The sequence below is a fragment of the Halorientalis litorea genome, assembly GCF_023028225.1.
Classification (GTDB): Archaea; Halobacteriota; Halobacteria; order Halobacteriales; family Haloarculaceae; genus Halorientalis; species Halorientalis litorea.
Window position 1 is genome coordinate 2,314,046 of the sequence record NZ_CP095482.1, and the last position, 23,320, is coordinate 2,337,365.

Genomic DNA, 23,320 nt, shown 5'->3' on the forward strand with positions numbered 1-23,320 from the left:
CTAATCGAGCGCGGGCAGTGCGTCGATGTCGGCGTCCGCGCGGGTCACCGTCGAGCGGTTCGTCGTCGCGTCCTTCCTGACGGTCACGAGGTCGTCGGCCACGCCGACCAACTCCTCGTCGTGACTGACGACGACGATCTGCTCGACGCCCAACTCGCGCATGGAGTCGATGAGTTCGACGAGTTGTGAGACGTGCCCCGAGTCGAGGAAGACGGTCGGTTCGTCGAGGATGAGCGGCGGGGTCGGTGCCGCGCCCTCGATGCCCTCCGCGAGCAGGCGATAGATTGCACACCGGAGGCTCAAGTTGAACAGCGCGCGCTCGCCGCCCGAGAGTTGTTCGGGGTCGAGCGGTCCGCCGTCTTTCTGGTAGACCGTCAGTTCGTACTCCCCGTCGAGTTCGATACGCGAGTAGGAGTCGTTCTGGTAGACCAAGTCGAACGTCTCGTTGAGCATCCGTTCGAGGCTCTCGACGTTGCGCTGGCGCAGTTCCGCCCGGAGTTGCCCGTACATCTCCTGTAACTGCTCGGCTTCCTCGTACAGCGTGTCGAGGCGGTCGACCGTCGCCGCGAGGTCGTCGCGCTGTTCTCGGAGGTTCTCCAACGCTTCGATTTCGTTTTTCACACCCCCGATACGACCGGTCAGGTCGTCGCGCTCCTCGCGCAGTTCGTCCAGTTTCGGGTCGACCTTCTCGATGTAGTCCGTTGCCCGCTCGCGCTCGTTGCGGGCTGTCTCGATGGCCGACTCGTCGAACTCGGCTTCGAGGTCTTCCTCCCGGTCACGCATGTCCGCCAGCCGGTCGCGGCGTTCGTCGTTGAGGTCGGCTTTGTTCTCGCGCTGCTCGCGCAGTCGCGCCACGTCGGCCTCGATGTCGCTCTCGCGCTCGAACGTCTCGACGACCGATTCGAGACGGTCGCGCCGGTCGACCGCGTTCTCGCGTTCGGTCTCGGCCTCGGCGAGTGCCTCGCGTCGCTCATCGGCTGTCGTCTCGGCCTCCGCCGCCGCCTCCCGCTTCTCGGCGGCCTCGGCGTCGAGTTCCTCGGCCGCCTCGCGCGCCTCCGCTATCTGGGTCTCTGTCTCCGCGACGCCCTCGGACTGCTCTTCGACCAGTTGTGCGATGTTCTCCCGGTTCGACCGGAGTTGCTGGAGGTCGTTCGCCGCGTCTACGAGGTCGTTCGCGCGGTCCAGTTCCTCCTCCAGCCGCTCGCGCTCGCTTCGTACGTCCACGAGTTCGTCCTTGCAGTCGGCGACGCGCTCGCGGTACTCGTCGATGGCCGCGACGTGTGGCGAGTCCTCGACCGGTTGCCCGCACTCGGGACACTTCCCGGCGTCGAGCAGTTCCTCCGCCTCCTCTAGGGACGCTTCGGCGTTTTTCAGTTCCGTCTCCAGTTCGGCCTCGCGTTCGCGCTGTTCGTTCACCTCCTCGGCCAGTTCGTCCCAGTGGTCCTCGGCTGCGTCCGGGTCGACTGGCGCGTCCGCGAACGTCTCTTCTGCCGCCTCGATTTGCTCGTCCAGCGTCGCCAGTTTCTCCCGGCGGTCGGCCAGTTTCTCCCGGGTCGCGTCGAGGTCACGCTCCAGTTCGTCGGCCCGGTCCCGCTTCTCGGTCGCCCGCTGTTCGCGGTCGGCGGCGTCCTCGCGGAGACTCTCGGCCTCGCGCTCGTGGTTCTGGACGGCGAGGCGGTGGTCCTCGATGTCTTCGCGTAGGTCTTCGATTCGCTCGTCTATCGCCGTCAGACGCTCCTCGACTGCCTCCCTGTCCGGGTCCGAGAGGTCCGTCTCCGCGAGGAGAGTCTCGCGGCGGTCGCGCACGTCGTCGACCTCGTCGTTCAGGTTCCGGATGCGGTCGGCCAACTCGTCGCGCTCGCGTTCCGTCGCCTCGATTTCCTCGCGCAAGTCGGTGACGCGCTCGCGCAGGTCTTCGAGTTCCTCACGCCGCTGTTCGTACTCGTCGAGTATCGACTGGGCCTCCTCGCGGGTCTGGACGGCCTCCTCGCGGTTCTCCTCGTAGCGGTCTATCTCCGCCTCGACTTCGGTGAGCCGCGATTCGAGACTGTTCAGGGTCCCGTGGAGGTCCTTCTCCTCCCGGCGTTCTATCTCCGTCTCCCTGTCTTCGAGCAGTTCGCGCTTGCCATCTCGGACGTGTTTGACGCCGAGCCGGGCCTTACTCGCGCGCTCGCGGTACGCTTCGAGTTTCCCGAGTTGGAGCAAGTCGTCTATCATGTCCTGCCGGTCGCCCGGCGAGGCGTTGATGAGTTTGTTCACCTCGCCCTGTCGGACGTACGCGCAGTTGACGAACGCCTCGGCGTCCATCCGGAGTAGTTCGGTGACGTGTTCCCGAACGTCGCGCGCGCCTTCGTACGTTCCCCCGGGGGTTTCGAGGACGCACTTCCAGTTGGAGGCACTGTCGCCGCTGACGCGAATCCGACGCTCGACGTGGTAGGACTCGCCGCCGTGGGCGAACCAGAGTTCGACGGTTGCCTCCTCCGCGCCGATGGTCACCACCTCGTCGAGCGTGCTGTCGAGTGCCGTCGACCCGTAGAGTGCGAAGAAACACGCCTCCAACAGTGAGGACTTCCCGCTCCCGTTCAACCCGTGGATGACGGTCACGCCCTCGTCCAGCCGCAAGTCGGCGTCGTCGTAGCACTTGAAGTTCTCCAGCCGAATCCGCTCGAATTTCATTCGTACTCACCCATGGTTACCTGTCCGTCGCCGTCCTCGGCCGAACCGTCGCTTTCCTCGCCGGTGGCCGCCGCCCCGTCGTCCGTTCCGTCCGTCTCCGCATCGGCACCGTCGGTGGCGACCCCCTCGCCGCCGTCGAGTCGCTCCCGGACGCGGCGTTCCACCGCCTCGGTCACCTTCGAGTCTGGCGTCTTGCTCGCCCGGACCGTCTCGTCGATGTCGCGGGCGGCGTCACTCAGTTCGAGTTCGCGCACGCGCTCGCGGACGGCATCGTCCGGGTCGGCGAAACTCACCTCAACGTCTTCGGTGTCGGCCACCTCCCGGTGGTCGGTGACGCGAGCGACTAGCGCGCCTGCCTCGTCGGCGTACTCCTCGATGCGGGCGGGCGACACCGGGTCGCCGTCGCCCTCGACGTGGACGACGACCACCGCGTCTTCGAGGTCGTACTGTCCGACCTGTTCCCGGACGCGCTCGACGCCTTCCCCCTCGCCCAGTTCCACGTCGACGAAGACGAACTCACGGGTCGGCAGGCCACGTCGTCGGATGGACACCTCCTCCTCGAACTCGACGATGTTGTACCCTCGCTCGTCGCGCTCGTCCGCGCTCGCCCGCTCGGTGGACCCGCAGTAGGTGACCCACGTGCCGTCCATCTCCACTGTATCGGGCGCGTGGTTGTCGCCGAGCAGGAGCGCGTCGAAGTCGACGGACGACGCTTCGAGGAGGCGTTCGGTGTCCCAGTCGGCGAAGTCGAACGGTTCGAAGAGGCCGTGTGCGACCAGCGCGGCGTGGTCGGCGTCGTGGCCCGCGAAGTCGTAGTCGAGGTCGGCCCGCTTCGACCGGGGAACGAAGTCGAGTCCGTAGAAGGCCGTGTTCCCGACGGTCGCCGGTTCGGCACCGAGTCTAGTGGCGAGGCCGAGGGACTCGAACAGGTCGAGCCACTGTGCGTCGCGTTTCGTCTCGTGGTTCCCGACGATGGCGAGGAAGGGTACATCCGCGTCGGCGAGCGTCCGAAGGACCGACAGCGTCCCGAGAATGTCCGGGAGTGCGGGGCGTCGGTCGTGGAACAGGTCCCCGGCGTGGACGACGGCGTCGACATCGTCCTCGATGGCGTCGGTGGCGACCTGTCGGAAAGCGTCGAGGAAGTCCTCGCGACGCTCCGGGCGGTGGTACTGCTGGTAGCCCAGATGCGTATCGCCGGTGTGCAACACCCGCGTCATTTGACCTGTGGTTGGGAACCCCGGTGTATAGTGGTTCCGCGACCGAGGTGAAAGTGAACGACGGCGGGGCAGGACCGGTGTGCGTGCGGTTACGGGTCGTTCAGGCCGCTTCCTCGATGGTCAGCGCGTAGACGCGCTTGCGGGCGTCGGAGAAGGAAAACCGCGAGTCGACGACGCCGACCTCTTCGAGTCGGTTCAACGCGTACCGGACCGTCCGAGGTGGGAGGAGCGTCTCCTCGGCCAACTGACTCTGGGTCAGCGTGTCGTTGTATTCGAGCGTCTTCGCCACGAGTTTCGCGCTCGGCGGTAGGTCGCGCACGTCGTCCCAGTCACCCTGTTCCGCGTCTCCTTGTGTGGACTCCGAGACACTCATGTGCCTATCCTTGCGGATACAGGCTAATAATATTTCTTGTTCTACTTTATTACTAAAGAGAATACCACCGTGGGGCTCCCCGGTAAGATACGCTGCCCGAAATCACCGGCAAACGCCGCCGCTTCGGTGGCTGTGGCTACCCGAAACCTCTTATTACTACATCTGCTAGTGCGGGCAATGACTGACACTGTGGACGACGTCGAACTCCCGTACGACGGGGACGCGTCTCAACAGGAGAAGATCAACGCGCTCCAGGAGCAGTTGGAAGTGCTGGAGTCGCAGAACGAGGAGATGCGGGACAAACTGCTGGACGCCAACGCCGAGAACAACAAGTACCAGCAGAAACTCGAACGGCTGACGCACGAGAACAAGAAGCTCAAGCAGTCCCCGCTGTTCGTCGCCACAGTCCAAGAGATAACCGACGAGGGCGTCATCATCAAACAGCACGGGAACAATCAGGAAGCTCTCACCGAGGTCACCGACGAGATGCGCGCGGACCTCGAACCGGACAGCCGCGTCGCCGTCAACAACTCGCTGTCCATCGTGAAGTCGCTGGACGACGAGACGGACGTGCGCGCTCGCGTCATGCAGGTCGAACAGAGCCCCGACGTGACCTATCAGGACATCGGCGGCATCGAGGAGCAGATGGACGAGGTCCGCGAAACCGTCGAGATGCCCCTCAAGAGCCCCGAGATGTTCGACGACGTGGGCATCGACCCGCCGAGCGGGGTGCTCCTGCACGGGCCGCCGGGGACGGGCAAGACGATGCTGGCAAAGGCCGTCGCTAACCAGACCGACGCCACGTTCATCAAGATGGCCGGCTCGGAGCTAGTCCACAAGTTCATCGGCGAGGGCGCGAAACTCGTCCGTGACCTCTTCGAGTTGGCCAGCCAGCACGAACCGGCCGTCCTCTTCATCGACGAGATAGACGCCATCGCGGCCAAGCGGACCGAGTCCAAGACCAGCGGGGACGCGGAGGTCCAGCGGACGATGATGCAACTGCTCAGCGAGATGGACGGCTTCGAGGACCGCGGCGAGATTCGCATCATCGCCGCCACCAACCGCTTCGACATGCTCGACCGCGCGATTCTGCGCCCCGGCCGGTTCGACCGCCTCATCGAAGTCCCCAAGCCCGATATCGGGGGCCGCGAGCAGATATTCGAGATTCACACGCGTGACATGAACGTCGCCGACGACGTGGACTACGCGGCACTCGCCGAGATGGCCGAGGAGGCGTCGGGGGCCGACGTGAAGGCAATCTCGACGGAAGCCGGGATGTTCGCCATCCGCGACGACCGCACCGAGGTCAGGATGGCCGACTTCGAGAACGCGTGGGAGAAAATCCAGCAGGACGCGGACGAAACCGACGACGTGTCGGTGACGTTCGCGTAGCGTTCCGTCTCGCTTCTCTCCTCGCCGTCGCCACCGAGTTAGTGCCCCGCAAAGTATTTGCCTCGCATGGGACTTGGTGGTGACAATGACGACACGCGCGGTCGAGCAGGTCGACGGCTGGGACTCCCGCTCGTTCTCGGGCGGCTACCGTGGTCTGCACGACCTGTCAGCTGACGGTTTCTCGGGCATCGTCACGGCAGGACCGACGCGGCTGTGTATGACGAAGGGCAAAGTCGTGGGGGTTCTCGACGGCGACATCGAGGACTTCGAGGACGCCTCGGGCCCTGCCTACAGAGCACCCTCGCCGGCACTCCCGCTGCTCGCCGTCATGCAGGCGCGGGGCGACGAGGTTCGCGCCCAGTACTACACCGAGGACACGCCGCTCGAAGAGGTCGACCGCACGCTCGCGGACGGCAACTTCACCGGCTACGTCGAACTCTCCGAGAACGTCCTCAGTGGCGACTACTACCAAGTGTACCACGCAGGCCAGTCGATGAGCGTCGCCTTCGTCGGCGCGCACGGGGAACTCCTCACCGACGACGAGGCCTTCGAGAAGGCCAACGACGAGGTTGGCATCTACAAAGTGTATCAGGTCGACATCGACATCGTCGAGATTCCCGAACCCGAAGAGCCCGCCGACGAGACGGGTGGGACCGCGGCGGCCGCGGGGACGGCGGCTGATTCGGAGACCGATGCCGGCCAGTCACAGCCAGCGGAGTCCGGTTCCGACGACGCGCCTTCCGCGCCCCCGACGGAGGCGGAGACGGCAGACGACGACGCCGGGGGAGACGCTACCCCCGACCGCCCGCACCCGGGAGACACGGGCCAGTCGAGCGACCGCGGGTCGAACACCGAGCCTATCAGTACCGCAGACGACTCGGACAGCGAGACACAGCCACCCAGCCGAGAGGTCGACGAGCAGTCCACGGCGACCCAGGGGGCGGATGCCCGACAGCGCGAGACGAACCGGGACGTGGACGACCAGCAACGCGAGGAGGCCCGCGATGCGGACGACTCTCGGACCGACACCGGACGCGAGCGGACAGGTGACGCCGACACGTCGGCATCCCGCCGGGGTCACGCTGCGTCGGACACCGGGTCCGAGCGTCGCCGCGAGCAGTCGGACAGCGGCCGACAACCCGGCGAGGCGCGGTCGACCGGTCGAAACGAAAGTCCCGCGAACGGACGCGCCGGGGGGCCACAATCACCGACCAGGGGTGGCGAGAGCCGAGGGGGGTCCCGCGGTGGCGGACCGGCCGGTGGCAGCGGTGTCTCCGACCTCGAAACGCGCTCGATACCGTCGCTCGACCCCGACCGGACGAGCCTCGCCGACGACGACCCGTCGGCGGGTGCCGGTGGCGTCGGCGGAGAGACACAGGCCGACTCGACACCCGCCCGACAGCCATCGACACAGCGAAGCGACGACGCGCGTGGCGAACACGATACCGGCGGCCAGGCGACCGGTCGGCGTTCGCGTGACCCACAGGGCGACCAACCTCCGGCGGAGCGGGCGGAGACGCCACAGCACGAATCGACAGAACAGCCACAGGGCGGCGTGTCACGCGGGTCCGAGCCACCTGCGGACATCGAGCGACTCGAAGCCGAACTCGACGAGCGCGAGGACGAAATCGAGCGGCTGGAGTCCGAACTGGAGACCGTCGAAGGCGAACGCGACGAACTCCAGTCGGAACTGGCGGCGGTGCGGGAGGAACGCGACGAGCTCGAAGCACAGGTCGAGTCGCTGGAACGTCGGATAGACGAACTTCGCACCGACGACGGTGGCGACTCGGTCGTCGACCGCCAACGGCTGAGTCCCGGTGAGGCTATCGACGAGACGAACCTGTTCGTCCGCTACAAATCCAAGGGCGAAGCCACGCTCGAAGCCGCCCACGACGGCCGCGCGGAGGCCGGCGCGGTCAACGACAACCTCGAACTCCAGTATCACACGCAGTTCGACGCCGACGCGGTGGAAGTCGACGGCGAACCGTTCGAGGCGTTCCTCACCGACACCATCCAGTACCGCTTCGTGGAGTGGGTTGCGCGCGTCCTCCCGTACGAAATCCGGGACACGGGCCACGAGGGGGCACTCAAGGACATCTACGACGCACTCCCTCGTCTCGACCGGGCGGAACTGAACGGCACCATCTCGGTGCAGTATCAGGAAGACGGCGAGACCCACCGGAGTCAGGAGCGGTTCGACGTGGTGTTGCGCGACCGGATGGGCAACCCCCTGGCGGTGGCGAACATGAACGAGTCGCGCGACCCGGCGACCGGCGACATGATGGAGTCACTCATCGCGGCCGCACAGCGCGTCGGCGAGTCCAAGGGCTCGCTCGCCGGCGGGTTCCTCGTCACGTCGAGTTTCTTCGAACCGGACGCCATGGAAGCGGCGTCGGCCGCGACGGGTGGCGGGTTGCTCAGTCGGGACAGTCGGGAAAGCTACGTGCGTCTGTCGAGAAAAGACGGCTTCCACCTCTGTCTAGTCGAGGCCCGCGGACAGAAATTCAATCTCTCAGTGCCGGAAATCTGACTCGTCAGCCCTCTATCTCCGCAACGTCTTCGATTTTCATCGCTTCGAGTTTCTCGATGATGTGGTCTATCTTCTCGTCGAGGTCGTCGACGAACTCGGAGGTCTGCTCCGTCGTAATCGCACCCTGACTCGACGGCTCGATGAGGTTCTCCTCTTCGAGAACGCGGAGAGAGTAACGGACTTTGTGATGTGGGTAGCCGGTCTCGTTCGACATCTTGACGATGCCGATAGGCTCGTTCTCGATGACCATCCGCAGTACCTGCAGATGGCGTTCGAGCATGTCTACTTCCTTCTCAAGCCTGTCTATCATGGCAATTGTTAACTTGTGTTCGCGGGTTTTAAAGGTTGCTGTCGGGCGGTATTTAAAGAGAGACCGCGTTATGTTGGCTCCCCGGCCACGAAACAAAGGCTTTGTGGTGCCAACACACGCCAACGGGTCGTGTTTCGTCCCGTCCGACGGGAAGGAATTGTGAGGGGACCGTAATCGGTTTATCGGGGTGTGCGCAATCCCCGGTGATGACCGTAACTATCGTTGGGTCGCAACTCGGCGACGAGGGCAAAGGGGGCATCGTCGACCTCTATGGCGATGCCGCCGACGTCGTTGCCCGGTATCAGGGTGGCGACAACGCGGGCCACACCGTCGTCGAAGGGGGCGAGGAGTACAAACTCTCGCTCGTCCCCAGCGGTGCTATCCGCGGCAAGGTCGGCGTCCTCGGGAACGGCTGTGTCGTCAACCCACGGACGCTGTTCGACGAAATCGACACGCTCCGCGAACGCGGCCTCGACCCCGACGTTCGCGTCGCCCAGCGCGCCCACGCCATTCTCCCGTACCACCGCGTACTGGACGGCATCGAAGAGGAAGCGAAGAGCGACTCCGACCTCGACGCCGGAACGACCGGCCGCGGCATCGGCCCAACGTACGAGGACAAGGCCGGCCGCCGCGGCGTCCGCATCGGTGACCTGCTGGACCCGGAGACCCTCCGTGACCGACTGGAGTACGTCGTCCCGCAGAAGCGGGCACTCGTCGAGGACGTGTACGGCATGGAGGCCGGCGAGGAGTTCGACATCGACGCCCTCCACGAGGAGTTCAGCGAGTACGGCCGCCGCCTCCGCGAGAACGACATGACGGTCAACGCCGGGGAGTTCCTGACCGACCACGTCGAGGCCGGTGACAACGTGATGTTCGAGGGCGCGCAGGGGACCTCTATCGACATCGACCACGGTATCTACCCCTACGTCACCTCCTCGAACCCCACCGCCGGCGGGGCCTGTACCGGCACCGGCGTCGGCCCAACAACCATCGGGCAGGGCGAGATTATCGGCATCGTCAAGGCCTACCTCTCCCGGGTCGGGACCGGGCCGCTCCCGACGGAACTGAAAGGCGACGACGAGAGCGAGGACCTCGCCGAGTACATCCGCGAGGAGGGCGGCGAGTACGGTACCGTCACCGGCCGTCCGCGACGAGTCGGGTGGCTCGACATGCCGATGCTCCGCCACGCCGCCCGCACCAGCGGGTTCACCGGCATCGCCGTCAACCACCTCGACGTACTCGGCGGGCTAGACGAGGTGAAGGTCGGGCACACCTACACGCTCGACGGCGAGGAGACGGAGACGATGCCCCCGACGACGGAGCGGTGGGGCGACTGTGACCCGACCTACCGGACGTTCGATGGCTGGCCCGACGCCGACTGGGAAGCGGTCGCCGCCGACGGCTACGACGCGCTCCCGGACAACGCACAGGCGTACCTCGACTACATCAGCGACGAACTCGACACACCGGTGTACGCCGTCGGCATCGGCCCGGGCCGGGACGAGACCATCGTTCTCGACCGGCCGTTCTGAGTCAGGCAGTCAGCGTCTCGACGATTTCTCGCTCGTTCTCGACGAACGCCGAGAGGTGTCCGAGGTCCGGGCCGTAGTGTTCCGTCGCGGTCGGAATCCGGTCGGCCAGATACCGCCCCATCGCCGGTGGGACGACGGTATCCGCACCGCCGTACCAGAGCGTCACGGGCACCTCGATGGCCGAGAGGTCGATCCCCCACGGCCGGCCGAACAGTGCCGTCTCGGTGACGAGCGGGGCGAGACCGTGGTGGCGGCGTGCCTCGACCATGCTCGCGTGTGTGACTTTCCCGACCGGTCCGGTCCAGAGGGCGGCGTCGGCGTCGGACCGGCTCTCGGCGAGGGACTGGAGGAAGGCATCGCGGTCCACGAGTGCCTGCCGACCGGCCGCCCACAGCAGCAGTTTCGTCAGCGGTCCCGCACCGCGGGCCGTGTAGTACCAGAGCCGGTCACGGACGCCGACGGCCGCCATCGGCCCGAGACCGGACGCGATGCCCGCGTGGTCGACGCGTTCCGGGAGCAGTGCCGCCGAAGCCGCCGCGTACGGTCCACCGCCGGAGACGCCGAGGACGGGACTGCTGTCGAGGCCGAGTCCGTCGAGGAAGTCCGCGAGGTCCGTCGGCCAGTCGAGGAGTCTGCGGTCGGGGTCGGGGTCCGAGACACCGAACCCCGGGCGGTCGGGTGCGAGGATTCGGACGCCCTGTTCGCGACCGATGGCGTCGAACACCACGCCGAAGACTCGCGAGTTGGGGAACCCGTGGAACACGACGAGCGGCGTGCCGTCGGGGTCACCGACGTCGGCGTAGCCCAGCTGTCGCCCGTCCCGGAGCGTGACAGTCTCGGGGTTCTCCATCACGTCCCGTGCGAGTTCGAGCGTGGGGTCGTCGGCGACGATGGCGTCCTCCCACTCCGGCGTGGGGGCCACCCGGTCGACGAGTGCGTCGGTGAGTCTTCCCATGCGTGGTCCGTTCCCGCCCGGGATCAAATAGCCGACCCACCGGCGGCGGCCTCAGCCGAAGTTCTCGACTTTCGCTCGGTCGGAGTCCCCCCCGGCCGCCTCGACGGCCGCGGTGGCCGAATCGAGGAAGTCCGCGAACCCGTAGACGAACACCTGCTCGTCGTCCGTCCCGGCCAGCACGTCACGCACGGCGTCGGTCATGTCCGCGTCGCTATCGAGAACGTGGACCGTCGCGCCCGCCGCTTCGATGTCGTCCAGTGCCGCCCCGTGGATGGGGGCGCCGTCGCGGTAGACGACGGCGGCCTCGTTGCCGTCGGCCAGCGCGCGGCGAGCGATGCCGATGGCCGGGCCGACGCCGGGGCCGCCCGCGAGGACGACGACGCGCGGTTCGTCCTCGTAGTAGGCGTTGCCGTACGGGCCGGACATCGTGAGCGTGTCGCCGGGTTCGAGCGCGTCGAGGTACGGGCCGAGTTCGCCCTCGGGGTCGATTTCGACCGTCACCTCGAATCGGTCGGCAGTGTCGGGCGAGGAGATAGTGTAAAAGCGGTTGTGTTCCTCGCCGTCGACGACGGCACCCAACTTGACGAACTGACCGGGGCGAGCGTCGAACGTCTCGGGTGACTCGATGGCGATGGCGACGGCGTCGGCACCGACGGACTCGATGTCGGCGACGGTGACGGTAGCGTCTTCCATATTGGTGCTGTCACTCCCCACCAAGCAAGGGGCTTTCGTTCCTGTCAGAACGGTATTTGTAACGTTCTTTCGGGCGATTCTCACAGAAACAGAGGTGTGGTTGCGAAGGGTTTTTGCTCCGCGGGTTGGTACTCGGGTGGTAGTATGCCCGAGGACCTCAACTGGGCCATCGGCGGCGAAGCTGGCGACGGGATCGACTCCACGGGCAAGATTTTCGCGCAGGCTCTCTCCCGTGCCGGTCGCCACGTCTTCACGTCGAAGGACTTCGCGTCGCGTATCCGTGGTGGATACACGGCCTACAAGATACGGACCTCGGTCGACCGCGTCGAGAGTGTCGTCGACAGCCTCGACGTACTCATCGCGTTGACCGAGCGCACGATTCACGAAAACACCGACGAACTGCACGAGGGGAGTGTCATCATCTACGATGGCGAGCGGACCACGATGCAGGACGTCGAGATACCCGAAGGGATGGTCGGACTCGACGTCCCCCTGAAGTCGCTGGCCGAGGACGCCGGCGGTGCCATCATGCGCAACGTCGTCGCCCTCGGTGCGGCCTGCGAGGTGGCGGAGTTCCCCATCGAGAACTTAGACGAGTCCCTCGAGAAGCGCTTTTCCGACAAGGGACAGGCCATCGTCGAGAACAACAAGAAGGCCGCCCGTCTCGGACAGGAGTACGTCGCCGAGGAGTTCGCGGACACGGACTTCGACTACTCGCTGGAGACGACCGACAACGACTATGTCCTCCTGAACGGCGACGAGGCCATCGGGATGGGTGCCATCGCCGCCGGCTGTCGGTTCTACGCCGGCTACCCCATCACCCCCGCGACGGACGTGATGGAGTATTTGACCGGCCGTCTCGAATCGTTCGGCGGCAAAGTCGTCCAAGCGGAGGACGAACTCGCGGCGATCAACCTCGCGCTGGGCGCGGCACGGGCGGGCGCGCGCTCGATGACCGCAACCTCCGGTCCCGGTATCGACCTGATGACCGAGACGTTCGGCCTCGTGGCGACCAGCGAGACGCCGATGGTCATCTGTGACGTGATGCGCTCGGGTCCCTCGACGGGGATGCCGACCAAGCAGGAACAGGGCGACTTGAACCAGATGCTGTACGGCGGCCACGGCGAGATTCCGCGGTTCGTCGTCGCGCCGACAACCGTCGCGGAGTGTTTCTGGAAGACGGTCGAGGCGTTCAACTACGCCGAGAAGTACCAGACGCCGGTGTTCCTCGTCGCGGACCTCGCGCTGGCCGTGACGGAACAGACGTTCCCGCCCGAGACGTTCGACATGGACGAGGTGGAAATCGACCGCGGCAAAGTCGTCGACGAGGACCACATCGACGGCTGGCAGAACGAACAGGGTCAGTTCCAGCCCCACTTCCCGGCGGCCGACGGCGTCAGCCCCCGGGCGTTCCCCGGCGTCGAGGGCGGTGCCCACATGACGACCGGCCTCGAACACGACGCGCTCGGTCGGCGGACGGAGGACACCGAGGTACGCGTCGAGCAGGTGGACAAACGCCAGCGGAAGGTCGAGACGGCCCGCGAGGAGGAGGAGTGGGACTACCGCGAGTTCGGTGACCCCGACTCCGACAACCTCGTCCTCTCGTGGGGCTCGAACGAGGGCGCGATGCGGGAAGCCCTCGAATTCTTGGACGAGTCCGGGACGGACGTGCGCTTCATCTCGGTACCGTATCTGTTCCCCCGGCCGGACTTATCCGAGGAGATAGAAGCGGCAGACGAGGTAATCGTGGTCGAGTGTAACGCGACCGGACAGTTCGCGGACGTCGTCGAACACGACGCGCTGACACGCGTGAAGCGTGTCAACAAGTATGACGGCGTGCGATTCAAGGCCGACGAACTCGCAGAGGCAATCGAGGAGAAACTCGCGGCACCCGCGGAGGCACACACATGAGCTCAGACGTACGATTCACCGACTTCAAATCCGACAAGCAACCGACGTGGTGTCCCGGCTGTGGCGACTTCGGGACGATGAACGGCATGATGAAGGCACTGGCGACCACCGGGAACGACCCGGACAACACGTTCGTCGTCGCCGGCATCGGCTGTTCCGGGAAAATCGGCACATACATGCACAGCTACGCGCTCCACGGCGTTCACGGCCGCGCACTGCCCGTGGGCATGGGCGTGAAACTAGCCAACCCGAACCTCGAAGTGATGGTCGCTGGCGGCGACGGCGACGGCTACTCCATCGGTGCGGGTCACTTCATCCACGCCGTCCGCCGGAACGTGGACATGTCCTACATCGTCATGGACAACCGCATCTACGGCCTGACGAAGGGACAGGCCTCGCCCACCTCGCGCGAGGACTTCGAGACGTCGACGTCCCCGGAGGGACCGAAACAGCCCCCGGTCAACCCCCTCGCGCTCGCGCTCGCGGCGGGCGGGACGTTCATCGCCCAGTCGTTCAGTTCGGACTCCCAACGGCACACCGAAATCGTTAAGAAGGCCATCGAACACGACGGCTTCGGCTTCGTCAACGTCTACTCGCCCTGTGTCACGTTCAACGACGTGGACACCTACGACTACTTCCGTGACACCATCGTGGACCTCAGCGAGACGGACCACGACCCGACGGACTACGACGACGCCAAGTCCGCCATCCTCGACGCCGACAAGGAGTATCAGGGCGTCATCTATCAGGACGAGGGCTCGGTACCGTGGGACGAACGCGAAGGCCTGACCGACAGCATGGCCGACATCCCGGACGGCGCGCCCGAGGGCGCGATGGACCTCGTTCGCGAGTTCTACTAAACGACCTTTTTACTTCGGCGGGTTCGCTCCGCGAACCCACCTCGCAAAAAGCTCGGCCAAAAACCACTCCACGCTCACTCCGTTCGCGTGGAGGGAACCGCGCTCGCTCCGCGAGCGCGGATGCTCGCCGTACCGCCCACGCGCCGCTTCACAGCCGTGTGACCATCTCGACGTGGGGCATCCCCGCCTCCGCGAAGACGTCGCTGACCGTCTCGTAGCCGAGTCGCTCGTAGAACCCTTCGACGCGAGTTTGCCCGTGGAGCACGAGCACCGCGTGGCCGCGTTCGCGGCTCTCGTCCTCGATAGCCGCCATCAGCCGCCGTCCCCACCCCTCGCCGCGGCGGGACTCCCGGACCGCCACGCGCTCGACTTTCCCCACGGGTGTCCCGTTCCCGAGCACCGCGTCGGGTTCGACGAGGGCGTCGCCGTCGCTCTCGCCGAGTTCGCGCAGGCGGGCGGTACCCACCACGTCGTCGCCCTCACGAGCGAGGAAGTGCGTCGCTTCGGCGTCCTTGCCGTCCAGTTCGCGCTCCTCGGCGACGCCTTGGCCCTCGACGAACACCGCACGCCGCACGTCGAGGGCGGCGTCGGGGACTCGACTCCTCACCACCGAAACCGCCCCCTCGTGGCCGGTCATACGAACGGTAACGGCCGGACCGGCAAAACGGTCAGGCCTCGTGAATCTGCTCGGCCACCTCGTCGATGCCGTCGTAGGCACGGTCGACGATGCCCTCCATGTTGAGGAAGCCGTGAATCATCGACTCGTAGTTGGTGTACTCCACGTCGACGCCGGCCTCGGCGAGTTCGACGGCGTAGGCGTGTCCCTCGTCGCGGAGCGGGTCGTAGCCACAGGTCATGACGAACGCCGGCGGCGTCTCGGCGAGGTACTCCGGCCGTGCGTTCATCGGGAACGCCCACGGGTTGTGCGCGTCGAACTCGTCGGCCATGTACTGGGCGGCGAACCAGAGCAAGTCGTGTGACGTGATGAAGTAACCGTCGCCGTTCTGTGCGCGCGACTGCATCGGGTCCATGTACGTCGTCGCCGGGTACAGGAGCAGTTGACGGTCGATGTCGGGCATCCCCCGGTCGACGGCCATCAGCGAGACGACTGCCGAGAGGTTCCCGCCGGCACTGTCACCGGCGAGGACGAGGGTGTCGCCGTCGCCACCGTACTCCTCGGCGTTGCTCTGTGCCCACCGAGCGGCGACGTAGGCGTCCTTCGGTGCGGCGGGCCACGGGTCCTCCGGTGCCTTGCGGTACTCGACGGAGACGACGGTGGCCTCGGCCCGCTTACAGAGCAGGCGACAGAGGTTGTCGTGCGTGTCGACGCTGCCGGTGACGAACCCGCCGCCGGGGTAGTACACGACGGTCGGAAACGGGCCGGTCCCCGTGGGTTCGTAGACGCGGGCCGGAATCGCCGGTTGGTCGGGCGCGTCGCCCGGAATCTCCACGTCGGTGACTGCCCCCACCTCCTCCGGTTCGGTCCCGGAGAGGTCTGTCAGCACTTCGAGCTGTTGTCGCGCCATCTCGGGTGTACTCGCAGAGAGACTGATATCGTACTCGTTGAGCAAGTCGAGTACGTTCTCGACGTGGTCGTCGAGGTCCCCCCGCACTGGTCGGTCGTCGAACATTGTCCACTGTTGGCACACACTCCGGTTTCAATCTTTCACAATCGATGCGAGGCGTGAGATAAAGGGGGGCGGCTTCCGACGAATCGGCGTGCCCGTCGCTGATACGTTCTTTTTTTATGAGATGGAATGTAATCAGTGTCCAATGACCGAGCAGTTCGACGTGGTTGTCGCCGGTGCAGGTCCCGCTGGCGCACAATGTGCCCGCGACGTGGCGGAGCGGGGGTACGACGTTCTCGTCCTCGAGACGGAGGCCGAAGACGAGTTCCCTCGCCAGAGCAACAAGTCGACTGGCGGGACGTTCCCGTCGATGATGGCGTCGTTCAACGTCCCGGACGACGTGGTGATGCAGTTTACCGATAGCGTGGTGTTGGAATCGCCGAACGAACACTTCGTCCGCGACATGGCCGGCGCGGTGTTGGAGTTCGCCGACTTCAAACAGTGGCTCGTCGACGCGGGCCGCGAGGCCGGCGCACAGTACCGGTTCGACGCCCGCGTGTCGGGGCCAGTGCTAGAGGGTGGTGAAATCGTCGGCGTCGAGTACAACGGCGGCGAGCAGGTATACGGCGACATCGTGGTCGACGCCACCGGCCCGTCCGCGCCGCTGGCACAGGAACTCGGCGTGGCCAACCTCGAACGCCGCAATCAGGCCATCGGCGTCGAGTACGAGTTCGAGGGTGTCGATTTGGACCACCCAGACTACGCCGACCTGACCGACGCGATGATGCTCCGTCTCGACCACGAACTCGCGCCTGGCGGCTACTCGTGGATATTCCACACCGGCGCGGACACGGCGAAGGTCGGCCTCTGTTACATTCAAAACGACGAGTTCAGGCGACACGCCACCGCCGACCGGACCATCGACGGCTACCTCGACTACTGGCTCGAGCGGGACCCACGCTTCGAGAACGCCGAGCGCATCGCGGGGAAACAACACCGTGGCTCGGCCCACATCCAGCCCCCGGACAGCATGAGCACGGCCAACTTCATGGCCATCGGCGACACGGTACCGACTATCGACCCGCTCTGGGGCGAAGGCATCCACAAGTGCATGGAGTCGGGACGGGCCGCCGCCATCACCGCGGACCGGTGTCTCACTCCGGCGACCCCGGACACGTCAGCCGAGGAGATGGCGATATACGACGAACTGTGGCACGACCGGGTCGCACCGAAGATGCGGACCCGACTGCTGATGACGCGACTCCTCTACTTCGCGCCGAACGACCGCTACGACAGGCTGATGCGTGACCTCCAGCGTGCCGACGACGACACCCTCGCCCGGGTGAACAACGGCGACAAGATGGCGATGCGGAAGATGTTCCACCTTTCGGACCTCCCGATGTTGGCACAGTTCGCCCGCCAACACGTCGGGAGTTGACCGACGACGGCCGGTCCGACGTAGTTCCCCCAAGCTACTAATGAGAAAACGGTCATTGAACGGGTAGATGAGCGTTTCGTGTCCGTCCTGTGGGGACCGGGTGGAGAACACGTACAACTGTCGTGACTGTGGGGACGCCTTCTGCGTGGACTGCCGACTTCCCGGCGACCACGATTGTGTTTCCGAAGGGGGCAACGACTCGTCGGAGCCAGCGTCGGCGTCCGATGACTCGTTCTGGGCGTCAGTCGAAGAGTCGCTCGCGCCGTTTCACGACGCGATGCGACCGCTCGCGCGCGGGTGGCGAAAGATACCGTGGCCGATACCGGTCGTGCTGTCTGTCGTCGTCGTTCCGCTCTCGTGGTTCATCTTCGCGGCGCACGTCTACGCCGAACGGTTGGGACCGGACGGTCCGGTTTGGACGCCGAGTCGCGTGTACTACTTCCCGACGGCGGCGACAGTCTTCCTCGGCGTCTTCCCGCTCGTCGGCCTCGGCATCACGGCCGTCATGGGGTACCCCCTCCTGTTCGTGACCGTCTTGGTGTACGCGGTTCGGCGCGCTCGTAACTCCGGTCCGGACAGCGACGCGGACGCGGACACTGATTCGGAGACGACCGACGACGAGGTGACCACACTCTTGGACGAGGCACGGACTGAGGCCGGGGTGGCACGCGAGGCGGCCGACGACGGCGACCACGAACGCGCCGCCGACCGCTACGACCGCGCTATCGACCGGGCGGAACGCGCCCGTGAGATGGCCACCGACGCCTTCCCAGACCGAATCCCCGAGATAGAGGAGTACCTCTCGACGCTCCGACGACGCCGCGAGGACGTACCGGACGAGTAGCCGCCCGTTCGGCCGCGAGCCATCGGCAGGTCCACAATTCCTTTGAGCCCTGGACTCGTCCTGTCTTTCGAGATGTCTCACCAGGACACCGGGACCGAGAGCGCGCCGCGTGCCAGCGGGATGCCGATGCTCGGCCTCGGAACGTGGCAAAACGACGAACCCGGCCAGTGCGCCGAGAGCGTACAGACTGCCCTCGAGATGGGCTACAGACACGTCGACACCGCACAGGCCTACGGGAACGAGGCCGCCGTCGGCGAGGGCATCGCGGCGGCGGACGTGGACCGCGAGGACGTGTTCCTCGCCACGAAGGTCTGGATTTCGCGCCTCGCTCACGACGACGTGCTCTCCTCGACCGAGGAGAGTCTCGACAAACTCGGCGTCGACAGTCTGGACCTGCTCTACATCCACTGGCCCGCCCGCGAGTACGACCCCGAGGGGACGCTCGCGGCGTTCGAGCAGCTACACGACGAGGGTAAAATCGAGCACTTCGGCGTCTCGAACTTCGAACCGGAGCACATCGAGGCGGCGCGCGACCACACCGACATCCCGATATTCGCCAATCAGGTCGAACTCCACCCGCTACTCCCACAGGAGGAGTTGCGGGAGTACGCCGCCGAAACCGGCCTCGAACTGGTGGCGTACTCGCCGCTGGCACGCGGTCGGGTGTTCGACAACGACACCATCACCACAATCGCCGAGAAACACGACGCCAGCGCGGCACAGGTCAGTCTCGCGTGGCTTCGCGAGAAGGGCGTGACCGCCATCCCGAAGGCGACGGGCGAGGCACACATCCGCGACAACTGGGCGTCGCTGTCGCTCGACCTCTCAGAGGACGACATCGCCGCCATCGACGCCATCGACGAGACGGACCGGCAGGTCCACCCGGACTTCGCACCGGACGCGTGGTGACCGGAACCCACCGACGGAACGGGCGAGCCAGAATGGTTATACCCGGGGCGTCGCAACGCGAGAGATATGAGCGCGGGTAGTCAGACGGGAATTGTCGGCGGAATCCGCTACGACGTGCGGCGGATGCACGAGACGTGGATGGAGTTGTTCTTCCCGCGGCAGTTCGAGGCGTCGAACTCGGTGCTCGGGAAGTGGGAGCCACAGACCGCACGCGAGAAAGTCACGTACAACAGTTGGTACTATCTCGGCGTGCCCGTCATCGCGCTCCTCTACCCGCTCGTGCTGACGGGCTACTTCCTCCGGTTCCAGACCCGCCGTCTCGACCGGACGGCGATGCGACTCGGGACCATCGGCGTCGCCGTCCTTCTGCTCCTGTTCTGGGGTGGACTTACAGCGTACGCCCGTCTCCAGTTCACGCCCGCGGGATTCTTCGCCGTCGCGGCGGCGTCCATCGTCGCCATCGTCGCCTCGGCACTCGGCCTGCTGTTCCGTCGCGTCGGCGGGCGCGTGACGACGGTGGTGTTCGCCTACCCCTTCGCGATGACTGCCATCTTCCTCCCGCCAGTCGTCGCGGCACTGTACTCGCCCACCGTCGCCGACTACGTGCTCCCCCAGAGCGAGAACATCGCGATTCGCCTGCTCAACGGCCCGCTCGCGTTCGTGGGGCTGGAGGAGTACCTCCGGCGGACCTACGACCTCCGGGGCGTCGCCTACGCCGGGATGTGGTTCGGCATCGCCGTCCCCGTCGGATGGCTCCTCGGCATCCTCGTGACGCTCGCGGACCTCGTTCGCCCCACGGCCGACGAAGACTGAGGCAAGGGGAACGGATGGCTTGCGGGCGGCAAGCGCAATCCTAATTTCGGTCGCGTCCGTCCCGTACGTATGGAGTTCGACCTCACCAAGACGGCGGTCATCTTCGCGGCGATAATCGCTGTCGGCGTCGGCGGCCTCATCGCCGCACCGATTCCGATGGAGACCGGCACGATTCTGATGATGGTGTTGCCGTCGACAGTCGTCTTCGGCGTCGTCTGCCTCGCACTGGGCGTCAAATACGGCGAGTACCGGGCGCGGTCAGTCTAACTCTCGGCGTCGCCCCTTCGGAATCTGCGAGCGGAGTTCTCCGTGTAGATAGAGACCGACACCGAGCGGTTCGGTCGTCCCGGCGATGTCGTGGGCGGCGACGAGGTACCCCCAGTCGCCGTCCCAGTCGAGCGGTTGGTCCTCGCCCGCGACGAACGTCTCGGCCTCCGCCCGTGAGAGTTCCACCACGTTCTTCGTCGCGTACTTGCCGAACCGCTGGGCGGCGTTCGTCGTCGGTTTCCAGTGTTCGCCGCGGGTCCGGAGGACGCTCATCCCGAGACTCTCGACGCGGACCGGCGAGTCCACGTCGGCGCGAAACGCCCACACCTTCCCTTTCCCCTTCTCCCAGAACGTGTACTCGGCGAAGAACTCCGGGTCGATGCCGAACCGCTCGTCCCACCACGCGAGGACCGCTGTGCGGGTCGGCCGCCGGTCGAGTTCGCGGTCCGCCGCCGTCTCGGGGAGTCGGTCGAACTGTTGGCCGTCGTTCACGCGAACCCCCTCCAGCGGTGAGTGTGAGCAGGGAGTGGGAGACGAGCGAGCGATGCGAGCGAGTGGGAACGACCGTGTTCACGCGAGCGGAGCGAGCGTGCCGCGAACGACGTGAGCGGGCTCATCCCGTCACCTCCAGTTTCGCACAGAAGAAGCCGCCCGTGTCGTTGCGATGGGGGTAGATGCGGCGTGCCTTCGCGACGCTGCCGTCGAACGTCTCGCCCTGCCACTCCGTCACGCCCGGTGCGGTGTCGAGTGACAGGTCGAACTCGACGAGGCGGCAGTCCTCCTCGGTGAGGACGTGGTCGAGGACGGCCTCGTTCTCCTCGGGCGCGAACGTACAGGTCGAGTAGACGACGGTGCCGCCCTCGCGTGTCGCCTGTACGGCACGGGTGAGGATACCCTGCTGGACCGTCGCGATACTCTCCACGTGGTCGAGCGACCACTCCTCCAGCGTGTCCGGGTTCTTCCGTACTGTCCCCTCACAGGAACAGGGCGCGTCGACCAGCGCGCGGTCGTACTCTTCCCCACCCCACGGCTTCAGCGAGTGGACGCGGGCGTCCTCGTTCGTGATGCCGAGGTTCGTCACGCCCAGTCGCTCGGCGTTCGAGCGGAGCGCGGAGATGCGTCCGAGGTTGCTGTCGGTCCCCACGAGCAGGCCGCCGTCGTCCATCAGCGCGGCGAGTTGCGTGGTCTTGCTCCCCGGCGCGGCGCAGGCGTCCCACACCCGCTCGCCCGGTTGCGGGTCGAGGACGGTGGCTGGAACCGCCGAGACTTCCTCCTGCCCGTGGAGCCACCCGTGGTAGTACGGCCAGTTGGCACCGGGTTGTGTCTCGGGGAGTTTCAGCAGGCCGGGGTGCCAGTCACACGGCTCGAACGCGATGGCTTCCTCGTCGAGGGCGCGCCGGGCGCGCTCGACTGTCGTCTTGATGGTGTTGACCCGGACGACCGACGGGAGCGGACGCTCACAGGCCGCAGTGAACGCCTCGAAATCGTCGAGGAGTGACTCGTACCGCTCCAGTACCTCCATTGCCTGCCCGTTCGAGACGGGGGGTAAAAACCTCGGCTATCCTCAGTACGTCTCGTCGGCCAACTCTTCGAGGTGGGACTCGATTTCCGGGAACTTCGCCGTGTCCACGAACCCGTACTCACCCCCGCCGTAGAACGACTCGGGAATCTCCGTGTCCACGAGGAGCGTCTCCGCGTCGCCGTCGACGTGATTCACTTTGTCCAGTGGCACGATGCGGACGAGCGTCCCCTCGTCGTCGTGTCGGTCCGCCTCGTCCGCACGCTCGACACAGACGGCCGCGCGCTCTCGGACCAGCACTGCATCGAACGTCTGGCCCTCGTACTCGTTCGTCGTAAACAGTTTGACGCGTCCCATACCGCACCCGACGGCGGCGAGACACAAAACGTTCTCGCGGCCACCGGGTGACGGCGACCGGACGCCCACGCCGCCCTCGCGCCCCGCGGTGTTATGTATCCCGACAGTCTGGTTGTACTATGGCACACGTTCAGATTCACGACGACACCATCGACCTCCAATCACCTGTTCTCGTGGAAGGGCTCCCCGGTGTCGGGTTGGTCGGCAAGCTAGCGACGGACCACCTCGTAGAGCACCTCTCGATGACACACTACGGGTCCTGCTTCTGTGACGGACTCCCGGACGTGGCGGTCTATCAGGAGGACTCTGGAGCGGTCCAACCGCCGGTCCGCATCTACGCGGCCCCCGACCACGATTTGCTCGCCCTCCAGAGCGATGTCCCCGTCTCGCCTTCCGAGGCCGCCGAGTTCGCCACCTGTCTCACGGGGTGGCTCGCAGAGCAGAACGCCCTCCCGCTGTATCTCAGCGGCCTCCCCACCGAGAAGGACGGCCGTCCGAAACTCCACGGCATCTCGACCGGTGACGCCGATACACTCCTCGACGACCACGACATCGGCACGCCCCGTCAGGGCGGCCTAGTTTCTGGCCCGACCGGTGCGTTGCTCCACCAGGCCTACCGCAGTGACCTCGATTCCCTCGGCCTCGTCGTCCAGTCGAACAGGCAGTTTCCCGACCCGGAGGCCGCCCGCGTCCTTCTAGTGGACGCCATCCAGCCAATCGCCGGCGTCGATACGCCGACCGATTCGCTCGTCGAACAGGCCGAAGAAGTCGCGGACGCCCGCCAGCAACTCGCCGAGCAGATGAGTCAGGCCACCGAGGAGAGCAGTCAGGCCCAACCGCTCGGGTTCCAGTAGTACCTTTTTGCCGCGCTGGCTCCGTTCCGCACCGCGGCCGCCCTGCTTTGTCCTCTGCAACCGCCCCGCAACCGCTTCACGCCGCCACTACTCGGCCCAGCACCGCCCCGCCGCCACTCCGCAACCTTCACCCGCGTGCCGTCCGCACTCACAACCATGACCGACGCAGACGAACGCCTCGCGGCGTTTCTCGGCGAGGCGGAGACCGTCTTCGAGGAGTACGACCAGGGATACATGGACGCCGACGCCGCCCTCCGGCGGCTTCGGAGCCACATCGACGAGCTGCGCGAGGAGGACTGAAC

Annotated in this window: 23 protein-coding genes; 12 read left to right on the plus strand and 11 right to left on the minus strand. The window is 66.0% G+C overall.

The features are described from left to right. The 3 genes from rad50 to MUG95_RS12430 form a co-directional block, all read right to left on the minus strand. Entirely contained in the window at positions 1–2,676 is a 2,676-nt protein-coding gene (rad50, locus tag MUG95_RS12420; RefSeq protein ID WP_247008196.1) for a DNA double-strand break repair ATPase Rad50, read from the minus strand. Continuing rightward, entirely contained in the window at positions 2,673–3,893 is a 1,221-nt protein-coding gene (gene mre11 / locus MUG95_RS12425; protein ID WP_247008198.1) for a DNA double-strand break repair protein Mre11, read from the minus strand. The genes rad50 and mre11 overlap by 4 nt, the downstream gene beginning before the upstream one ends. Positions 3,894–3,993: 100 nt before the next feature. Beyond that, on the minus strand, positions 3,994–4,266 hold the full coding sequence (locus MUG95_RS12430) for a helix-turn-helix domain-containing protein (RefSeq protein WP_247008200.1): 273 nt from the start codon (positions 4,264–4,266) through the stop codon (positions 3,994–3,996). A gap of 177 nt (positions 4,267–4,443) precedes the next feature. Here MUG95_RS12430 and pan1 point away from each other — a divergent pair, with 177 nt between their 5' ends. Then, positions 4,444–5,658, plus strand: coding sequence for a proteasome-activating nucleotidase Pan1 (gene pan1 / locus MUG95_RS12435; protein WP_247008202.1), 1,215 nt, complete (start codon positions 4,444–4,446; stop codon positions 5,656–5,658). An 85-nt stretch (positions 5,659–5,743) separates the two neighbouring features. Then, positions 5,744–8,188 (plus strand): DUF7527 domain-containing protein, encoded by a 2,445-nt coding sequence (locus MUG95_RS12440; RefSeq protein WP_247008210.1) that lies wholly within the window; start codon positions 5,744–5,746, stop codon positions 8,186–8,188. A gap of 4 nt (positions 8,189–8,192) precedes the next feature. Here MUG95_RS12440 and MUG95_RS12445 read toward each other — a convergent pair whose 3' ends face one another. Then, positions 8,193–8,498 carry a hypothetical protein gene (locus MUG95_RS12445; RefSeq protein WP_247008212.1) on the minus strand — a complete coding sequence of 102 codons (306 nt, stop codon included), beginning with the start codon at positions 8,496–8,498 and terminating at the stop codon, positions 8,193–8,195. 206 nt (positions 8,499–8,704) lie between these two features. Here MUG95_RS12445 and MUG95_RS12450 point away from each other — a divergent pair, with 206 nt between their 5' ends. Further along, on the plus strand, positions 8,705–10,030 hold the full coding sequence (locus MUG95_RS12450) for an adenylosuccinate synthase (RefSeq protein ID WP_247008214.1): 1,326 nt from the start codon (positions 8,705–8,707) through the stop codon (positions 10,028–10,030). A gap of 1 nt (position 10,031) precedes the next feature. Here MUG95_RS12450 and MUG95_RS12455 read toward each other — a convergent pair whose 3' ends face one another. Both MUG95_RS12455 and MUG95_RS12460 read right to left on the minus strand, forming a co-directional pair. Beyond that, positions 10,032–10,985 carry an alpha/beta fold hydrolase gene (locus MUG95_RS12455; protein ID WP_247008216.1) on the minus strand — a complete coding sequence of 318 codons (954 nt, stop codon included), beginning with the start codon at positions 10,983–10,985 and terminating at the stop codon, positions 10,032–10,034. Positions 10,986–11,036: 51 nt separating this feature from the next. Further along, complete coding sequence (locus tag MUG95_RS12460) at positions 11,037–11,678, minus strand: ferredoxin--NADP reductase (RefSeq protein ID WP_247008218.1); 642 nt, start codon at positions 11,676–11,678, stop codon at positions 11,037–11,039. Between the two features lie 144 nt (positions 11,679–11,822). On the opposite strand from MUG95_RS12460, the gene MUG95_RS12465 reads away from it, so the two are divergent. Both MUG95_RS12465 and MUG95_RS12470 read left to right on the plus strand, forming a co-directional pair. Further along, entirely contained in the window at positions 11,823–13,589 is a 1,767-nt protein-coding gene (locus MUG95_RS12465) for a 2-oxoacid:acceptor oxidoreductase subunit alpha (protein ID WP_247008220.1), read from the plus strand. Beyond that, the gene (locus tag MUG95_RS12470; protein ID WP_247008222.1) at positions 13,586–14,449 is read left to right on the plus strand and encodes a 2-oxoacid:ferredoxin oxidoreductase subunit beta; all 864 of its coding nucleotides are present in this window, start codon (positions 13,586–13,588) and stop codon (positions 14,447–14,449) included. The genes MUG95_RS12465 and MUG95_RS12470 overlap by 4 nt, the downstream gene beginning before the upstream one ends. 148 nt (positions 14,450–14,597) lie before the next feature. Here the strand turns inward: MUG95_RS12470 and MUG95_RS12475 are convergent, their stop codons facing one another. Both MUG95_RS12475 and lipP1 read right to left on the minus strand, forming a co-directional pair. Then, entirely contained in the window at positions 14,598–15,086 is a 489-nt protein-coding gene (locus MUG95_RS12475) for a GNAT family N-acetyltransferase (RefSeq protein ID WP_247008224.1), read from the minus strand. A 31-nt stretch (positions 15,087–15,117) separates the two neighbouring features. Then, positions 15,118–16,080 carry a LipP1 family hormone-sensitive lipase gene (gene lipP1, locus MUG95_RS12480; protein ID WP_247008226.1) on the minus strand — a complete coding sequence of 321 codons (963 nt, stop codon included), beginning with the start codon at positions 16,078–16,080 and terminating at the stop codon, positions 15,118–15,120. 142 nt (positions 16,081–16,222) lie between these two features. On the opposite strand from lipP1, the gene MUG95_RS12485 reads away from it, so the two are divergent. The 5 genes from MUG95_RS12485 to MUG95_RS12505 all read left to right on the plus strand — a co-directional run bounded on the left by MUG95_RS12485 (position 16,223) and on the right by MUG95_RS12505 (position 20,288). Further along, entirely contained in the window at positions 16,223–17,455 is a 1,233-nt protein-coding gene (locus tag MUG95_RS12485) for a digeranylgeranylglycerophospholipid reductase (protein WP_247008228.1), read from the plus strand. Positions 17,456–17,522: 67 nt separating this feature from the next. Further along, complete coding sequence (locus MUG95_RS12490) at positions 17,523–18,299, plus strand: AN1-type zinc finger domain-containing protein (protein ID WP_247008230.1); 777 nt, start codon at positions 17,523–17,525, stop codon at positions 18,297–18,299. 72 nt (positions 18,300–18,371) lie between these two features. After that, entirely contained in the window at positions 18,372–19,208 is an 837-nt protein-coding gene (locus MUG95_RS12495; protein ID WP_372608175.1) for an aldo/keto reductase, read from the plus strand. A gap of 66 nt (positions 19,209–19,274) precedes the next feature. Continuing rightward, entirely contained in the window at positions 19,275–20,021 is a 747-nt protein-coding gene (locus MUG95_RS12500; protein ID WP_247008232.1) for a hypothetical protein, read from the plus strand. 69 nt (positions 20,022–20,090) lie between these two features. After that, on the plus strand, positions 20,091–20,288 hold the full coding sequence (locus MUG95_RS12505; protein ID WP_247008235.1) for a DUF7333 family protein: 198 nt from the start codon (positions 20,091–20,093) through the stop codon (positions 20,286–20,288). Here MUG95_RS12505 and MUG95_RS12510 read toward each other — a convergent pair. The 3 genes from MUG95_RS12510 to MUG95_RS12520 form a co-directional block, all read right to left on the minus strand. Then, on the minus strand, positions 20,280–20,780 hold the full coding sequence (locus MUG95_RS12510; RefSeq protein WP_247008236.1) for a DUF7122 family protein: 501 nt from the start codon (positions 20,778–20,780) through the stop codon (positions 20,280–20,282). The two genes, MUG95_RS12505 and MUG95_RS12510, sit on opposite strands and share 9 nt — an antisense overlap. A gap of 121 nt (positions 20,781–20,901) precedes the next feature. Beyond that, a complete protein-coding gene (locus tag MUG95_RS12515; protein ID WP_247008238.1) occupies positions 20,902–21,810 on the minus strand; it encodes an RsmB/NOP family class I SAM-dependent RNA methyltransferase in 909 nt (302 codons plus the stop codon). A 42-nt stretch (positions 21,811–21,852) separates the two neighbouring features. After that, entirely contained in the window at positions 21,853–22,164 is a 312-nt protein-coding gene (locus tag MUG95_RS12520; protein WP_247008246.1) for a hypothetical protein, read from the minus strand. A gap of 119 nt (positions 22,165–22,283) precedes the next feature. On the opposite strand from MUG95_RS12520, the gene MUG95_RS12525 reads away from it, so the two are divergent. Both MUG95_RS12525 and MUG95_RS12530 read left to right on the plus strand, forming a co-directional pair. After that, positions 22,284–23,018 (plus strand): proteasome assembly chaperone family protein, encoded by a 735-nt coding sequence (locus MUG95_RS12525; protein ID WP_247008247.1) that lies wholly within the window; start codon positions 22,284–22,286, stop codon positions 23,016–23,018. A 156-nt stretch (positions 23,019–23,174) separates the two neighbouring features. Next, on the plus strand, positions 23,175–23,318 hold the full coding sequence (locus MUG95_RS12530; RefSeq protein WP_247008249.1) for a hypothetical protein: 144 nt from the start codon (positions 23,175–23,177) through the stop codon (positions 23,316–23,318). Positions 23,319–23,320 lie beyond the last annotated feature (2 nt).

Excerpts from the sequence above, each read along its gene's own strand:
- rad50 (WP_247008196.1), bottom strand. The coding sequence starts at position 2,676 with ATGAAATTCGAGCGGATTCGGCTGGAGAACTTCAAGTGCTACGACGAC.
- mre11 (WP_247008198.1), bottom strand. The coding sequence starts at position 3,893 with ATGACGCGGGTGTTGCACACCGGCGATACGCATCTGGGCTACCAGCAG.
- MUG95_RS12430 (WP_247008200.1), bottom strand. The coding sequence starts at position 4,266 with ATGAGTGTCTCGGAGTCCACACAAGGAGACGCGGAACAGGGTGACTGG.
- pan1 (WP_247008202.1), top strand. The coding sequence starts at position 4,444 with ATGACTGACACTGTGGACGACGTCGAACTCCCGTACGACGGGGACGCG.
- MUG95_RS12440 (WP_247008210.1), top strand. The coding sequence starts at position 5,744 with ATGACGACACGCGCGGTCGAGCAGGTCGACGGCTGGGACTCCCGCTCG.
- MUG95_RS12445 (WP_247008212.1), bottom strand. The coding sequence starts at position 8,498 with ATGATAGACAGGCTTGAGAAGGAAGTAGACATGCTCGAACGCCATCTG.
- MUG95_RS12450 (WP_247008214.1), top strand. The coding sequence starts at position 8,705 with ATGACCGTAACTATCGTTGGGTCGCAACTCGGCGACGAGGGCAAAGGG.
- MUG95_RS12455 (WP_247008216.1), bottom strand. The coding sequence starts at position 10,985 with ATGGGAAGACTCACCGACGCACTCGTCGACCGGGTGGCCCCCACGCCG.
- MUG95_RS12460 (WP_247008218.1), bottom strand. The coding sequence starts at position 11,678 with ATGGAAGACGCTACCGTCACCGTCGCCGACATCGAGTCCGTCGGTGCC.
- MUG95_RS12465 (WP_247008220.1), top strand. The coding sequence starts at position 11,823 with ATGCCCGAGGACCTCAACTGGGCCATCGGCGGCGAAGCTGGCGACGGG.
- MUG95_RS12470 (WP_247008222.1), top strand. The coding sequence starts at position 13,586 with ATGAGCTCAGACGTACGATTCACCGACTTCAAATCCGACAAGCAACCG.
- MUG95_RS12475 (WP_247008224.1), bottom strand. The coding sequence starts at position 15,086 with ATGACCGGCCACGAGGGGGCGGTTTCGGTGGTGAGGAGTCGAGTCCCC.
- lipP1 (WP_247008226.1), bottom strand. The coding sequence starts at position 16,080 with ATGTTCGACGACCGACCAGTGCGGGGGGACCTCGACGACCACGTCGAG.
- MUG95_RS12485 (WP_247008228.1), top strand. The coding sequence starts at position 16,223 with ATGACCGAGCAGTTCGACGTGGTTGTCGCCGGTGCAGGTCCCGCTGGC.
- MUG95_RS12490 (WP_247008230.1), top strand. The coding sequence starts at position 17,523 with ATGAGCGTTTCGTGTCCGTCCTGTGGGGACCGGGTGGAGAACACGTAC.
- MUG95_RS12495 (WP_372608175.1), top strand. The coding sequence starts at position 18,372 with ATGTCTCACCAGGACACCGGGACCGAGAGCGCGCCGCGTGCCAGCGGG.
- MUG95_RS12500 (WP_247008232.1), top strand. The coding sequence starts at position 19,275 with ATGAGCGCGGGTAGTCAGACGGGAATTGTCGGCGGAATCCGCTACGAC.
- MUG95_RS12505 (WP_247008235.1), top strand. The coding sequence starts at position 20,091 with ATGGAGTTCGACCTCACCAAGACGGCGGTCATCTTCGCGGCGATAATC.
- MUG95_RS12515 (WP_247008238.1), bottom strand. The coding sequence starts at position 21,810 with ATGGAGGTACTGGAGCGGTACGAGTCACTCCTCGACGATTTCGAGGCG.
- MUG95_RS12520 (WP_247008246.1), bottom strand. The coding sequence starts at position 22,164 with ATGGGACGCGTCAAACTGTTTACGACGAACGAGTACGAGGGCCAGACG.
- MUG95_RS12525 (WP_247008247.1), top strand. The coding sequence starts at position 22,284 with ATGGCACACGTTCAGATTCACGACGACACCATCGACCTCCAATCACCT.
- MUG95_RS12530 (WP_247008249.1), top strand. The coding sequence starts at position 23,175 with ATGACCGACGCAGACGAACGCCTCGCGGCGTTTCTCGGCGAGGCGGAG.